At 41.9% G+C, this 12,359-nt stretch carries 16 protein-coding genes; 4 read left to right on the top strand and 12 right to left on the bottom strand.

Going from position 1 to position 12,359, the window contains the following annotated elements; all coding sequences use genetic code 11:
• Positions 1 to 302: 302 nt before the first annotated feature.
• Genes comGG through comGA form a run of 7 tightly spaced genes read right to left on the bottom strand, consistent with a single transcriptional unit; the run spans position 303 to position 4,261 of the window.
• Positions 303 to 689 carry a competence type IV pilus minor pilin ComGG gene (gene comGG, locus B6A27_RS13040; protein WP_080862315.1) on the bottom strand — a complete coding sequence of 129 codons (387 nt, stop codon included), beginning with the start codon at positions 687 to 689 and terminating at the stop codon, positions 303 to 305.
• Entirely contained in the window at positions 686 to 1,144 is a 459-nt protein-coding gene (gene comGF, locus B6A27_RS13035) for a competence type IV pilus minor pilin ComGF (protein WP_231734572.1), read from the bottom strand. Before comGF ends, comGG begins: the two co-directional genes overlap by 4 nt.
• Complete coding sequence (gene comGE / locus B6A27_RS13030) at positions 1,095 to 1,448, bottom strand: competence type IV pilus minor pilin ComGE (protein ID WP_066145820.1); 354 nt, start codon at positions 1,446 to 1,448, stop codon at positions 1,095 to 1,097. Before comGE ends, comGF begins: the two co-directional genes overlap by 50 nt.
• Positions 1,432 to 1,878 (bottom strand): competence type IV pilus minor pilin ComGD, encoded by a 447-nt coding sequence (comGD, locus tag B6A27_RS13025; protein WP_080862313.1) that lies wholly within the window; start codon positions 1,876 to 1,878, stop codon positions 1,432 to 1,434. Before comGD ends, comGE begins: the two co-directional genes overlap by 17 nt.
• A complete protein-coding gene (gene comGC, locus B6A27_RS13020) occupies positions 1,862 to 2,158 on the bottom strand; it encodes a competence type IV pilus major pilin ComGC (protein ID WP_080862312.1) in 297 nt (98 codons plus the stop codon). Before comGC ends, comGD begins: the two co-directional genes overlap by 17 nt.
• A gap of 17 nt (positions 2,159 to 2,175) precedes the next feature.
• Complete coding sequence (gene comGB / locus B6A27_RS13015) at positions 2,176 to 3,204, bottom strand: competence type IV pilus assembly protein ComGB (RefSeq protein ID WP_066145828.1); 1,029 nt, start codon at positions 3,202 to 3,204, stop codon at positions 2,176 to 2,178.
• Positions 3,197 to 4,261 carry a competence type IV pilus ATPase ComGA gene (gene comGA / locus B6A27_RS13010; protein ID WP_044744511.1) on the bottom strand — a complete coding sequence of 355 codons (1,065 nt, stop codon included), beginning with the start codon at positions 4,259 to 4,261 and terminating at the stop codon, positions 3,197 to 3,199. The genes comGB and comGA overlap by 8 nt, the downstream gene beginning before the upstream one ends.
• Before the next feature lie 241 nt (positions 4,262 to 4,502).
• Between comGA and B6A27_RS13005 the strand changes: the two genes are divergently transcribed.
• A complete protein-coding gene (locus B6A27_RS13005; RefSeq protein WP_066145834.1) occupies positions 4,503 to 5,210 on the top strand; it encodes a helix-turn-helix transcriptional regulator in 708 nt (235 codons plus the stop codon).
• A 138-nt stretch (positions 5,211 to 5,348) separates the two neighbouring features.
• Entirely contained in the window at positions 5,349 to 5,591 is a 243-nt protein-coding gene (locus B6A27_RS13000; protein ID WP_044744513.1) for a DUF2626 domain-containing protein, read from the top strand.
• 233 nt (positions 5,592 to 5,824) lie between these two features.
• Here the strand turns inward: B6A27_RS13000 and B6A27_RS12995 are convergent, their stop codons facing one another.
• Together B6A27_RS12995 and B6A27_RS12990 are read right to left on the bottom strand one after the other, a co-directional pair.
• Complete coding sequence (locus B6A27_RS12995; RefSeq protein ID WP_066145837.1) at positions 5,825 to 6,952, bottom strand: class I SAM-dependent methyltransferase; 1,128 nt, start codon at positions 6,950 to 6,952, stop codon at positions 5,825 to 5,827.
• 159 nt (positions 6,953 to 7,111) lie between these two features.
• Positions 7,112 to 7,744, bottom strand: coding sequence for an MBL fold metallo-hydrolase (locus B6A27_RS12990; protein WP_080862480.1), 633 nt, complete (start codon positions 7,742 to 7,744; stop codon positions 7,112 to 7,114).
• Positions 7,745 to 7,830: 86 nt separating this feature from the next.
• On the opposite strand from B6A27_RS12990, the gene B6A27_RS12985 reads away from it, so the two are divergent.
• Complete coding sequence (locus B6A27_RS12985) at positions 7,831 to 8,253, top strand: hypothetical protein (RefSeq protein ID WP_066145840.1); 423 nt, start codon at positions 7,831 to 7,833, stop codon at positions 8,251 to 8,253.
• A 62-nt stretch (positions 8,254 to 8,315) separates the two neighbouring features.
• Entirely contained in the window at positions 8,316 to 8,492 is a 177-nt protein-coding gene (locus B6A27_RS12980; protein ID WP_044744516.1) for a DUF2759 domain-containing protein, read from the top strand.
• Positions 8,493 to 8,555: 63 nt separating this feature from the next.
• On the opposite strand, the gene B6A27_RS12975 is transcribed toward B6A27_RS12980, so the two are convergent.
• The 3 genes from B6A27_RS12975 to B6A27_RS12965 form a co-directional block, all read right to left on the bottom strand.
• Positions 8,556 to 8,912: an MTH1187 family thiamine-binding protein gene (locus tag B6A27_RS12975; protein ID WP_044744517.1), complete on the bottom strand. Its 357-nt coding sequence runs from the start codon at positions 8,910 to 8,912 to the stop codon at positions 8,556 to 8,558.
• Positions 8,913 to 8,978: 66 nt separating this feature from the next.
• Entirely contained in the window at positions 8,979 to 10,145 is a 1,167-nt protein-coding gene (locus tag B6A27_RS12970; protein WP_080862311.1) for a M14 family metallopeptidase, read from the bottom strand.
• 324 nt (positions 10,146 to 10,469) lie between these two features.
• Positions 10,470 to 12,332 (bottom strand): LTA synthase family protein, encoded by a 1,863-nt coding sequence (locus B6A27_RS12965; RefSeq protein WP_080862310.1) that lies wholly within the window; start codon positions 12,330 to 12,332, stop codon positions 10,470 to 10,472.
• Between the last annotated feature and the right edge of the window lie 27 nt (positions 12,333 to 12,359).

The raw sequence follows: 12,359 nt of genomic DNA, 5'->3' as shown, positions 1-12,359 counted from the left end.
TCCAAACTGCGCTCGCTTTCGATCGACGAATCAGTCTTTGAAGCGGTTCACAGTTGGATTGCCTGCCTCTGCAAAACCAATGGTCACTCGATATGACGCTCCGACGATAAAAAGCTAAATGCTGTTCATCGCGGCCATTTGTTGGGACATCCTATTTTTTAATGATGGTAGCTTGATACCCCGAAAGATCGATCATGAGGCTTCCCCCACCTTCCCTTCGTTTGGGGGTGGGAGACTTCTCGGTAGATGGTGTTAAAGTAGAAGGCTGCATGTGTTTAGCCGACATCACCAAATATGTCCTATCAAAAGCTTTCTTTCCAGTCAAGAAGCTCCAAATTGGGGAAAGAGACTGTAAATTCAGCCGTATAGCGAACCCCTTCATTGGAAAAAACAGAAACTTTTGCTTTAACTTGATCGTTGCTTAATTGCTGCCAGCTATATTCCGCTCTGCCATTAGGGTAAACAAACATTCCGTTGTTTGTCTGTTGAGTCGGCACATGGGATGCAATGCTCGCTTTGATGTCGGCAACAGCCATTTGCATTAATGAATCCGCCTCATACGATTGTTGCTCATCTTTAGCAAATTCCAGCTCCATTTCATATAAACACAGCACATGAAGCAGACAAAAGAGAAAGACACATGAAAACATGACGGTCATCGGAAAAATCATTCCTTTTTCATTTCTCACAGCCGCTTCACCTTTATTGGGAAAAATGTAGAAATAAACGCTGAATAACGTTTTCCGTCGTTCGCTATTACCACTACTTCCACACCATTTTCCTCCAATTTGTACTGAATGCTAGAAATAGATTGGAGGACAATTTCATTCCCTTGACCATTTACTCGCCGACGGATAAACGAGCCATATTGTTCCAAACAAACCTCTTCTCCTCCCCGCTTATACAGATACAGCTTTTCTCCATCGCTCGCAATCTGTCGAGACTCGCGCACCTCTTGCTTTAATTGCTGAAGAAGTACTTGCCATTCCAAACGATTAAACTGTGGCTGCTTCTCTGTCCGCAGCCAACGAATATCCAACAATATTGGAAAAAAGCTAACAATCAACAAAACAACAGATAGCACAATGAGCATCTCAATAATCGTAAAGCCGCGGCTTTGTCTCACTGTTTTTGTAATATCCACATCTTTCCGCCTTCCTTCCCATATAATCATGCCATTGAATGCAGATTTTCATCACTCCATTTTCGTTGTGACTTCGCAAAACCTTGTATTCTACTCCTTCAACCACAACGGCTTTTTCTATTACTGGCTCCTGATTTCCCATTTCTTTGTTCAGCAGCTGCTGGGCATGGCTCTTTAATGCTTGATTTTGCCGCTCCATCATCACTTGAGTAATAGCTGGTAGCAAGATAGCCGTAACAAACAATAAAAGAGACAGCGCTATAACGGTTTCTACTAAGGTAAATCCTTTACAGCTTTTGTGCATAAAATCTCCCTTTTCCAAGTAAAAATACAACTTTATAAACGGATGACCCCTTTTTAAAAAAGACGGTGCCTGATTTGTTTACATTTCCGTTCGGCAAAAAAGAAAGGGGGCTTTGCAAGGTTGCCAGCTCAATCATCCATGACGAAGGAAGTTGGCGTTCAATCAACGTCCTTCCGAATGTATAGCTTTCTGTAATCCGATATTTCCTTTGACCATTATAAAAGATGAGCGTTACAGCTGTTTTATGAGTAAGTGCATATTGCTGTGCATACAACAAATCATCTGTCAGCTGCTCAATCACGTATTTCTCCTCACTAGCCTGCAAAAATTGATCCATATGCGGGATACAGACCGCTGTAAGAACGCCGATAACCGTTAAAACAACGAGCAGCTCGATTAGGGTAAACCCGCGTTTATTTCTCACCCTCATGCACTTCCCCGCTGCTATCGATATAAATGGTGCGGCCGTTAGGGCATTTATTCGATTTAATATAATTTCCATCAACAAGCTGTCGGATAGTTGGAAGTGTATCATGCTCCATCTGATAGGCCTTAACCTGTGCTTGCACGGTTTTAACAAATGCTTCGCATCCTTTATCGTTAATCATTTGGTTATGCTTGACGATATTGGGAATGGCAATAAGCAATAAAACTGAAATCACCATCAAAACGATAAGCATCTCGATCAATGTGAATCCTTTTTCTTGCATCATCGGTTCCTCCTTTTTCACTTATTCATCGCTTCAAACATCGGCAGCAAAATCGATAAATACATCAAAACGATGAGTAGCCCAATAAACGAAAAGAGGATCGGCTGAATCGTACGTGTCCATTTTTCAAGTTTCTCTTCCAGCTTTTCGAGCACTAGCCGGCTATAATGGAACAGCTCCATCGCCAGCTCGCCATTGGATTGACCGTGACGAATGACAAGCCCTAATTCCTTCTCGTAATAAGATCGGCTGCCAATCATCTCCTCTAATCGTTGTCCTTTAACCAGCTGTTCTTTCAACGCTGCGCCTTCGGCTCTCAAAAATGGAACATTTTCTTGCTTTTCAAATACTTGAAGCGCTTCATAGACAGATAAGCCGCTGTTTAATAAATGACTGAACTGCAAAGCAAATAGATGGGTGTGATATAACATGGAAAGATGACGAACAAAAGGGATGCGAAGATATATTTTGATTTGTTCGATCGGAGGCAGCTTTTTCAGCCAAAAATAGTAACCGGCTATCGCTGCGCCAATAAGAAATGAAAGAGCAGTGAAAACAGAGGGGAAAATCGAAAAAAGCTGAAGAATGATTTGGGAAAACGAAAAGCGATGAGAATCCAAAGAGGATGACAACTGCACAAATTGCGGAAGAAGCAATTGCTGAATAAAGGCAAGCATGATCGCAACCGCACAAAGAAGAAAAAGAGGATAGCGAGCTGCTTTGCGAATTCGTTGCCAATAGCGCGCCCTGCTGAGCAGTAATTTCCCTGCTTCCGCCAGTCCTTGAGCTAAATCTCCGTGCTGTTCAGCGAAAAAGATCGATCCTACCGCTTCCGAATGAAAAGAAAGAGCTTCTAGCACTTTATAAAAAGCGAAACCGGAGCGAAGAAGGGAAAGAGCGTGCTGCAAATCGCGACGGCGCAAAACGGGCTGCTGGATTTCTAAAAATTCTATCGCCTGAGATAAGGAGTAGCCTTTTTCAAGAAGCTGACCTAACCGCCATAAAAATTGTCCCTGCTCTTGAAGCGGCCATGTTTTTTTACGCATCTTCTATCATCTCTCTTTTGAAAACGGAAGGTGATAAAAAGCCGAGCGCCACTCCTTTTTTCATCATGTGCTGCAGCGTGCGATACCGATACTCCACCTCTTCGCCTCTTGCCGCTTGAATCGCTCTTGCCAGCGCCTCTCCATGCAAACATTCGTAAACGGCCGCTCGTCTGATCTTCCTTTGCCGGCGGCAAAAAGCCGAACACGCTTCTTTGCAAAATGGGCACATCAGTTCAACAAGGCGTTGGGCTGTCACAGCCAGCATCGTTTGTTCGATTTCCCGCCAAGAAACGCCAAACTCCAATAAGCGATAAATCGCACCGATAGCATTTTTTGTATGCATCGTCGATAAGATTAAATGTCCTGTCAAAGCGGCGCGTACCGCGATTTTCGCCGTTTCTTCATCGCGGATTTCGCCGACGATCACGACATCGGGATCATGGCGCAAAATCGCCTTTAGCCCTGTTGCATACGTGATCCCCGCCTTTTCATTGACCTGAACTTGCAACATATTTTCGATCCGTTTTTCCACAGGATCTTCCAAGGTAATGACATTGCGCGGCCACTTTTTCTGACATGCTGCTAACAGCGTATATAAAGTGGTCGTCTTTCCTGAACCGGTCGGTCCCGTAAAAATAAGCAAACCGTGGGAATGATGCAAAAGCGACAGCAATATTCGCGTTGTGCTTGGAAATAAAGCAAGATGTGAAAGAGGAAGAAGTGAGTTGTGAGGAAGGAGACGAATCACGAGGCTTTCATCATAAAGCGTCGGAAGCGTAGATAAGCGCAAGCTGACATGAACTCCGTTTTGAGTGATTTCCATGGCTCCGCTTTGCGGGCGACGCCGCTCTCCAATATCCATATCCGCCAAAAACTTAAAATAAACAAGCAGCCGCTCGTATAACCCCTTTTCCAGCATGCCCTTCACAACGAGCGCTCCATCCATGCGGAACTGGATGAGGGCATCATCTCGTCTTGGAACGATATGAATATCTGAGGCACCGATTTCGCTCGCCTCTTTTACGAGACGATCCGCTAATTGTTCAATTTCGTTCATCCATTCACCCCTTTTCTCTTAGATAGAATCAGCACCAAATTATAAATTCTCCATTTTTCTACAAATTCCTGCATCTTCATCTAAAAAATTTTTTCATCCTTTGATTAATGTGGAAGCAAAATCGTGAATAATTTATGAATTTTGCATCAATAAGACCATTAATTACTATAAATATCATTCCAATGGAAAATTAAATGTAATATAATAGAAATAGCATCCGATTGTGTAGGAGTGAATAACCATGGATCAAGTTTTAAAAATTACAAATGTATTAGCTGATCCAACCCGGTATCATATCTATGAATACATTACGAAAAAACACAAAGAAGTGTCCGTTCAGGAAATTGCAGAGGTGTTCAGCATCCACCCAAATGTGGCACGGCTTCATTTAACAAAGCTGGAAGATGTGAACATGCTTGTTTCGGAGACGCAAAAGACTGGAAAAGGAGGACGTCCAAGCCGGCTATACCGTTTGTCGGAGGATGTGATTCATCTACATTTCCCGTTTCGCGATTATCAGCTTCTTGCCAAAATCGCGATTCAGACAATGATGTCATTAGGGGAACAGGGAAAACAGGCGCTATATGAAACAGGAAAAAACTTTGGAAAAGAGATGGTTCAGCAACGCTTTCCACATGATCGGCCAATCGCCCATTTATCATTTGCCGAAAAAGTTCAGCTTTTAAAAGAAGCGGCTGAAGCCGCTGGATTTTATCCTTCGTTTGATTATAACGAAACAACGCAGAAAATTTATTTTCAAATTTTTAACTGTCCATTTAAAGAGATCGCTTTGCATCATCCACAAACGGTCTGTGGCATGCATCATGCTTTTTTGCGCGGCATGTTTGAAGCGCTTTTTGATAACGTGGAGCTAATCGAACTTGATAATATGGCAAACGGATGCGATTCCTGCTCTTATCGCGCAGAATTCGCATCCGCTTGCGAATAAATGCGCTTGGAAGGCCATCGTTTCATCCGCTGCGGTCGGCCTTCTTTCCGAAAATTGAAAGCGCTGTTTACACAGCTATAATCTGTACATTATAATATGTAGAGGCAGCTATTAGGGCAAAAAGGAGGGATACATAAGATGGACCGCATGTTCCGTGTTTTATCGTTCTGGACTGGTATTTTTGCAGTAATGTTTTACCTTGGCCATATGCATACCACTTCCTTGATTTTCTTCGGCCAAACGCTGTTCTTCTTATTGTTAGGCTACTTAAAGCTGACAGAGCGGATGTACATCTATATTTTTGGTGCATACTTAACGATTTTCTTCGCGGCCTTTACGTATTGGACCACATTTATGCTTGTGCCCGGAGTAGGGGAATAACCTACAAAATGATAGACAAAGCCAACATTGGCTTTGTCTATCATCATTTTCACCCTCTTCATGGACAGTGATGGTTTCACATCAAACTGGTTTGAACATGCTTGGTAGACAAAAAACGCTGCCGAATGAAGACGCGAATCAAACCAAAACGAACGAGGTCCTTGACAAAGGATGAAAGCGTTTGTCAATAATCTGAAGCGATGGAATTCCATCGCTTTTTTGCGTGGCGGCACTTATAAAAAGCTAGGCTCCACCCAAATTTTCTCCCAATCCATTTGGAGATTTTTCTGCTGAATCATCACTTGGAAAAATGCGCTCATCCCTTCATCCATCATCAGCGAACGAATCGCTCGGTTACGCTTGCTTTGTTCTGAAAACGGGTCGCTGCCATCATGCTCCTTTAATTGTGTTAATATTCCTGCCGCCAATAAAAAACGATCCTGCCTAATGGTTTGCACCCATTCCCATCCAGCGATATTTCCATACATTCTCAGGGCATCCCATTGGATATGAGCGGTTAGATCCATTTGTCCGGGATAAGCGAGAGGATCTCGGATAAGCCGATGTTGATAATACCCCCTCAAGCTTCCTTGATGACGGGCGGGGTTTGCCCATTCTTCATCGGTGTAGCCATAATCGACAGTAATCATCACACATTCCGCAAATACATGAGCATTTTCTAATAGAAAAGATTTCATAGCAAGCGGAACTTCCAATCGTTGCCCTTCTTTTAGAACAATATTTCGTTCCTGCAAATAAACGATAATCTGTTCATTTTGCAACATATGCGGCTCTTCTACCAGTTCATTCTCACGCAAAGCGACAAACAGCTCATATATCTGTCCCTTTTCTTTCTTTATCACATGCACAGGAAGCGCATCAAAAAATTCATTGCTAAACATAATTCCTGAAAACGGCGCATGCTTTTTACAAAAATCGTCAAAATGCCGGTACTGTATCACTCTTTCAGCGAATTCTCCTAGTATTTCTGCTTGCCTTGTTCGCTGGTATGGACTAATTTCAATGAGTATATAGGTTAATGATTGGTAAGTATGCGGTGATTGATTTTTCCATTCCTGCAAAACAGCACGAGCAAAAACCCCATCTCCCCCGCCGAGTTCGCAAATACATGGAGGAATGCGCCCCGTTTCCACTAGTTTAATGAATAAAGACGCAAATAATGTGCCAAACACACTCGATACATGGCTGCTCGTATAAAAATCACCATGACGGCCAATTTTTATACGCTCGTTCATATAATAGCCATGCTGTTCGTCATATAAAGCTGCATTCATGTAATCGGCATATGACATTCGTTGATTTGGCGATGCCTTAAGCTTCTCCAACAAAAAATTACACATTTTATTTTCTCCTTTGGAGTTTTTCACTATTGACATAGTGAAAATATTATTATATTGTTATGATAGTAGCTTAACTATATCCCCTCCCATTATATGGATAGAACATCCCCCAAAGTCCCTTCTCAATTATTGAGAAGGGCTTTTTTTTATGAAGCCCTTTTAAAAACCATGCAAAAATGGATTGGTGTCCATTTCCGTTCCAATGGTTGTTTCCGGTCCGTGTCCCGGTAATAACGCTGTTTCTTCCGGTAAAACAAGCAAGCACTCATGAATGCTCCGCATAAGCTCTTCATAGTTTCCTCCTAGTAAATCCGTGCGCCCGATGCTTCCAGCAAATAATACATCTCCCGAAAACACCGCTTCTATCTCAGGACAATAGTAGGAAACACTGCCTGGTGAATGCCCTGGCGTTTCCAAAACCTCCAAGGCAAATGAGCCGATCGTCAACGTTGTTTCGTTTTGCAAACAATGTGGCTCATGTGCAACCTGCACCTTCTCACCGATAAAATAGGCAGATCCATTTAATGATGGGGTAGAGAGCCAAGCTTTTTCTTTCTCATGCAAATAAATCGGAAGCTTCCATCTGATTAGCAAGTCATTGATCGCTCCAATATGGTCAAAATGAGCATGTGTCAGCAAAATCGCCAACGGCTCCCATCCTTGCTGTTCAATCGAACGGATCAGCTTCTCCCCTTCGCTTCCGGGATCAAAAATGAGGCACGTTCCATCAGAGTGAGATAAAATATAGGCATTAGTTTCCAGTGGTCCAAGCGGAATGCGGTTCCATTTCATAAACATACTCCCTTCATTCTTTATATCCATCATTTTACTCTACCTCTTTATTTGTTACAATAAAAAGAAAAAGAAGAGGGAATCATATGATAAAGCGATATGCGCTTTCGCCGTTCGAACAAATAAACAGCACGATCCTTGATCAAGATGAGGAATGGGTCATTGTTTCACAGCTCCCTAACTTGATCTCCAGCTATGAAACGCTTTTTGAGCTGGAACAGCCGACTACCACTACATCGTTGTTTAGCGATTATGGCTTTCTCTCAGCAAATGGGCGCTTCTACCTGTTTGCATCTTTGGTCACTGCCTTTTCCATTGTGGATGGCGATCCTTTGGAAATCGACATGTTTCTGCTTCAGCTTGAAGAATACATGATTGCCCAAGAGTCAACAGGCACCATCATCTATTGGATCGATGGGCAATATGAGGAATTGCTGGTGAAAAACGCAGCGGTCTACCATGTTGTTATTCACATTTTCGACCTCGACAAAATGGGAAAAAACGATTAAAATGTAAAGTGATTCTTCATTTCTTTACATACAGTTTTACTTGCGAAAAGGGGGTAAGTATAATGGGATTGGTCATCATTTTTGCACTTGTGACATTGTTAGCGCTTTACGGAATTGTACGTTCATTGCGTCAAAAGAATATACTTGCTTTATTATTTGGTTTAGGAACAGCGGCTGTATTCGGCTGGTTTACCATTATGACCGTCATTCATCACGGATTTCCAACGGGCACACATTAAAACAAGAACAGGTTGTAGACAAAGTCAAAATCGGCTTTGTCTACAACCATTTTTACGCGGTCTCTATTCAGGTGATATGTCCACACGAGACGGGCTTGAGTTTTTATTTTCGTTTAATTTTTCGCGGACACTTGTCACTTTTTCAGCCATGCTTCGTTTTTTATCACGTCGGTCATCAATTCGTATATTGGTCGCTACCCGCTGAATTCCATTGGAAAATGGAACCTCATGGATCGCTTGAATGACTTCAAACAATACGGAAAGCTCCCCTTCAATGATCGTATTCATTGGCGTCAGCATAAAATCAATCTTTCCCTCTCGTTTATACACTTCCAACACTTTTTGAATTTCAGCTACATACTCACTTACGCTTGGTCCTTGCGTTCCGATTGGAATTACTGTTACATCAACAATGGCCATTTGTCTAGCTCCCTTTATCTCAGTTTCTTTTTCTACCTCAATTATAATCGGAGGAGCTTCGCTTCTTCAACTGATGGCCAATAAGGAAAGCAGCATTTTTAAAGCATGCTCTTTAATTTGTCCAAACTGTTCGAGCGGCAACGGATTGACTCCTTCACCCAACTCAACCGTATAGCCTGGACGTTTCCATTCTTGAATAAACCAATCACGATAACCGGCATGGCTATCAATATAACGGACTGCTTGATACCCGCTCGCTTTTGCTAATGCGTTTACAATCGGTTCCGCGTCTTCCGGTTCCCAGCCTTCATATCCCCAATAAATTTCTTTTCCTTGGGTATGAAACGCCACTATTATTTCAAAATCACGATTGTAGGCTAAATCTGCCATGGCTTTCGCCTCAGGCTCTGTCAGAGGGGAAAATCCCGGAAAGTCGCGAGGGGCAGGTGATTTCGGGATTTTTCTGGCTTGTTCTATTTCCCATTTAGCTGGAAATTGATTGTTTAAATCGACTCCGCGAATATTCGCTTTCCATTGCGAAAAATCTCGTTCTCCTTGATTGATCCGCAATACTTCGCTTCGATATGGTTCTTGATTTGGCGGTCCGTTCAACACTAAATCTACTCCATCTGGATTGACCATCGGCACAATTGACAATGTTACTTTTTTGTAATAATCCATTAGCGTATGTCCAAACAAGACATTTCCATTTGTCAATGCCAGTACATACTCATTAATAAATGACATAATGGCCGCCGTCGTGATCCATTCATTCGCATGAAAGGAGCCATTCAAATGAATTTTTTTCGGGCCGCATCCAATCGTCAACTCTATGATCGGCTGCCCTAATACACTTGTTCCAATTACTTTTTGTTTAATAAAGGGGTAATGTGTGCATAGGTCGTCAATATCTTGTTTCATACTAGCAAAATCATACGGTTTTTGTCCATTAACCAGTGTCGCCTCAATCCGCCGGGGAATTCGTAATGGAAGACGGTCATCGTTCATTCGCTGCAGCACTTCTGTAGGCAGCGAAGCCGAGCAGGCGATTTGCTCCAGTGCTTCTGATGTTTGACTATGATACGCGACGACATCATATCCTGGAATTTGAATGATTTCACCATCATGCAATTCATTACTTACATGCGGATTTGCTTCCGCTATTAACTCGTGCGGAATAGCCAGCCATTGGCTATACATATGCAACGTATCGCCTTGTCGGGCACGAATCATCCGTTGTATCGCCTCCTTCATTTCTTTCCTTCTTTTCAACATATGATGGAGTGAAAAGAAAATGACCGATAAACAAGCGCAGGCCCCATTCCACCATGAATGGGGCCTGTAGCGCTTTCTGTCTAATGAGTTTTGACAGTTACCGTTCATTCACCATATTGATTACCACCCGAGGACAATAAGTGAAGCAATTAGATTGGGAGCCACGAATTTTTTCAACCGACAAACTACATTTAGATATAACATAACCAGTGATGTGGATCATCCAATCAAACCCGATTGATACGCTAGATTCCTGACTTTTCTGCCGTAGTCGGCAAGCGACTACTCGTTTTCCGCTTTTTCATTATAAAAACGGAGTAAATCTCCATATATAATTTTATCGGAATAATCAAGTTCCTGCTTCACTTTTTCCGCATACGGCTCGCAATGTGAGTTATCTGTTTTCAATCCTGTCTTTTTATCATAACAAGTATTATCTTTATAAACATAATCTTTTGTAACAAAGCTTCCATCTCGCAATATCGCCAAATTTAGCTTGTCTTGAGCGAACAAATCCTGACCAAAATGAATATCATTTTTCGTGTCAATTCCTAATAAATGAAGCAAAGTTGGCTTCACATCGATTTGTCCCGCTACTTTCGAAATGACTTTTGGATGCTGATCCGTCACCCCTGGAATATGGATAATTAAAGGAACCCGCTGTAATTGAACATGGTCGACAGGAGTAATCTCCTCTTTTCCTAAATACTGCGCCATCGCTTCATTATGGTTTTCCGAAATGCCATAGTGATCGCCGTATAAAATAATGACAGAGTTTTCGTAGAGCCCTTCCTTCTTCAGCCATTCAACAAACATTTTCAGCGACTCATCCATATAACGAACCGTCGGGAAATAGCGATTGACAGTCCGATCATTCGACGTATACTCCGGCACCATTCGATCCTCTTCCTCTAATTCAAATGGAAAATGGTTAGTCAGCGTAATCAGCTTAACGTAAAACGGCTGCGGCAATGTTTTTAAATGCGCAACGGATTGCTCAAAGAAATGCTGATCCTTTAATCCCCAACCTACCGAATTTTCTTCTGTCACATGAAAATCATCCAAGGAAAAATATCGGTCATAACCAAGCGAATGGTACATTACGTCGCGATTCCAAAAACTTTTATTATTAGCATGAAATACGGCGGTATAATAGCCCTTGTTTTTTAGAATTTCCGGAGTGGCATGGTATTCATTGGTCGCATGAGTAAAGAAAACCGCGCCGCGTCCAAGCGGATACAAGGAGTTTTCAATTAAAAACTCCGCATCAGATGTCTTCCCTTGTCCTGTTTGATGATAGAAATGATCAAAATAGTAGCTTTCCTTGATAAAATCATTTAAAAACGGAGTAATCTCTTGTCCATTGATCTGGTTATTGATCACAAAGCTCTGCAACGATTCCATTGACACAATAATCACGTTGCGGTCTTTAGCGATGCCAAACAATTGCTGATCTGGTTCCTTTTCATTCGCGCGAATATAGTTTTCAATTTCAGCGAGCTCGTTGCCATTCGCTAACACTCTTTGCGCTTTTGTCTTCGATTGCAAAACGGCATCATAAATTAAATAGTTGTACATGCCGATATTTTTCACCAGCATTTTTCTGTCAAACGTTCTCGTTAATAGCTCCGGTCTTTGTCCTTCTGCAAGATCGAGATTCACTAAAACAATCGCGGTCAATATTAAAAAGTAAGCAGAGCGTTCTGTTTTTGTCACGCGCTCAAATGCCACAAACGACGATTTTTTCCAAACCAACCATGCAAATAGAGCAACATCGACAAACATCAATAAATCAGCAAAGTGGAACAACTCAAACACGCTATTCCCTAAATCCCCTAAATTACTCGTTTGAAACAGTACGGGAAGCGTAATAAAATCGTTAAAAAATCGATAGAACATTACATTAATATACAACAAAACGGTGACTAAAAAGCTAATGGCAACAATGTAGCGGTTGCGCCATTTTTCTTTCATAAATAAAGCAAATCCGAAAACAAGCAATAAAAAGCTTAATGGATTAATAAATAAGATAAACTCTTGAAGCGATGACTCAATTTCAATATCAAAGCTAGTTTTATAGACAATATATGTCTTCAGCCATAACCAAACTATGGCGATCAGCAAAAAGCGATGCTTTCTGATCATTTTGTTCCATCCTTTCTTCTACCAGAA

It is taken from the genome of Anoxybacillus sp. UARK-01, assembly GCF_002075365.1.
GTDB classification, from domain to species: domain Bacteria; phylum Bacillota; class Bacilli; order Bacillales; family Anoxybacillaceae; genus Anoxybacteroides; species Anoxybacteroides rupiense.
This window is presented reverse-complemented; position numbering and strand designations above follow the sequence as displayed.

Coding starts and splice junctions, on each gene's coding strand:
- comGE (WP_066145820.1), bottom strand. CDS start 1,448: ATGCACAAAAGCTGTAAAGGATTTACCTTAGTAGAAACCGTTATAGCG.
- comGD (WP_080862313.1), bottom strand. CDS start 1,878: ATGAGGGTGAGAAATAAACGCGGGTTTACCCTAATCGAGCTGCTCGTT.
- comGC (WP_080862312.1), bottom strand. CDS start 2,158: ATGCAAGAAAAAGGATTCACATTGATCGAGATGCTTATCGTTTTGATG.
- comGB (WP_066145828.1), bottom strand. CDS start 3,204: ATGCGTAAAAAAACATGGCCGCTTCAAGAGCAGGGACAATTTTTATGG.
- comGA (WP_044744511.1), bottom strand. CDS start 4,261: ATGAACGAAATTGAACAATTAGCGGATCGTCTCGTAAAAGAGGCGAGC.
- B6A27_RS13005 (WP_066145834.1), top strand. CDS start 4,503: ATGGATCAAGTTTTAAAAATTACAAATGTATTAGCTGATCCAACCCGG.
- B6A27_RS13000 (WP_044744513.1), top strand. CDS start 5,349: ATGGACCGCATGTTCCGTGTTTTATCGTTCTGGACTGGTATTTTTGCA.
- B6A27_RS12995 (WP_066145837.1), bottom strand. CDS start 6,952: ATGTGTAATTTTTTGTTGGAGAAGCTTAAGGCATCGCCAAATCAACGA.
- B6A27_RS12990 (WP_080862480.1), bottom strand. CDS start 7,744: ATGAAATGGAACCGCATTCCGCTTGGACCACTGGAAACTAATGCCTAT.
- B6A27_RS12985 (WP_066145840.1), top strand. CDS start 7,831: ATGATAAAGCGATATGCGCTTTCGCCGTTCGAACAAATAAACAGCACG.
- B6A27_RS12980 (WP_044744516.1), top strand. CDS start 8,316: ATGGGATTGGTCATCATTTTTGCACTTGTGACATTGTTAGCGCTTTAC.
- B6A27_RS12975 (WP_044744517.1), bottom strand. CDS start 8,912: ATGGCCATTGTTGATGTAACAGTAATTCCAATCGGAACGCAAGGACCA.
- B6A27_RS12970 (WP_080862311.1), bottom strand. CDS start 10,145: ATGATTCGTGCCCGACAAGGCGATACGTTGCATATGTATAGCCAATGG.
- B6A27_RS12965 (WP_080862310.1), bottom strand. CDS start 12,332: ATGATCAGAAAGCATCGCTTTTTGCTGATCGCCATAGTTTGGTTATGG.